General features: G+C 40.6%; 1 protein-coding gene and 1 pseudogene. Both read right to left on the bottom strand.

The window, feature by feature from the left end:
* On the bottom strand, positions 1-978 hold a 978-nt coding region (locus ASU35_RS05360), incomplete at its 3' end, for a hypothetical protein (RefSeq protein WP_423229971.1).
* Between the two features lie 18 nt (positions 979-996).
* Positions 997-1,198 (bottom strand): annotated as a pseudogene (locus ASU35_RS19665) (hypothetical protein); the annotation flags it as partial.

Here is a 1,198-nt window from a genome sequence, read left to right as displayed (position 1 = left end):
CTTACTACCACTCTTAATCCCAATTTTGCTATCAATTTTAATTGCCTCTCTAGTTATATTAGCTGTCTTTTCCGTTATATTCTCTGTTGCTTCCTTCTTTAAACCTTTACCAGTTATTTTTGTAACACCCTCTGTTACCTCTCCAGCTATCTTTTTAACTGATTTTTTTATTCCATTTTTTATCGTATTATTTCCCAGCTTTACAATTATTTTTCCTCCCACTTTAATTATTGCACCCAAAGCCGCCATCTCCAGAACAGAAATTGCTGCCTTATCCAGCTTGCCTTCAGAAAAATAAACAATTGTATTAACTCCATCTGCAACAAGTCCTATAGGTCCTGGAACCACACCTAGTGATGACAGAAAATTATGTATATCCTCTGCTTTTTTATTCGCATCGCCTCCCTTCGATATTACAATTTGTTTTGGAATATAGGGTCCTCTGGCATCCCACCTTCTCCGTTCTTCCGGTGTTACCTCTTTACTTGAAGCCTTTGTTCCCCGAGCATCCTGACGGATTACTGTAGCATTTACCTTCTCCTCTTTAGTGACCACCGTCGGCTTTTCATTCTTCTTTGTATCCACAACTGTCTTACCAGCCTTTGATGCTTCTTTTTTTAATGTATTATATCCTTTTTCTGCTGTATTGACAATGGCTGTTACTCCCTTTTTTACTCCCTGGGATGCTTTATCCAAAGCCCCCATCTTCTGACTACTTGCTGTATTCGTACTTTTCTTATTACCGGTTGCCGTACTTCCATTTATCCTACTACTTGTATTTGCTTTTGCCGTATTCGTTTTCGTCGTATTTGTTTTTGATGTCTTTGCCGCCGTCGGCTTAGAGACTGTCGATGTTTTTGGTGTTGGAGTAGTTCTGACTGCCTTGCCAGAAGAACTGCTTTTAGAGGATGTCCTGCTCGGAGCCACCCTGGATACCGGCTTGCTCACCGGTCGATAAGAACTCTCTCTTACTTTCATCTGTATTCTCCCTCCCTGTTATATCTGTTGATAAAGTACCTGCTCCTGTAACGAACACACAGTAAACAAATCCTCTAAAAGAAACTGCCCATCCAAAAAGACTCTTAAGGTCCACATCCCCTGCTGCTCCATCCCTGTTTCTGATAAGTTCAACCAAAACCAGAGAGTAACTGTTTCTTCTTTTTCTTCGTATAGCTGGTTTTCTGCATACTGGTAAAGC

The sequence above is a fragment of the Acetivibrio ethanolgignens genome (assembly GCF_001461035.1).
GTDB classification, from domain to species: Bacteria; Bacillota; Clostridia; order Lachnospirales; family Lachnospiraceae; genus Velocimicrobium; species Velocimicrobium ethanolgignens.
This window is presented reverse-complemented; position numbering and strand designations above follow the sequence as displayed.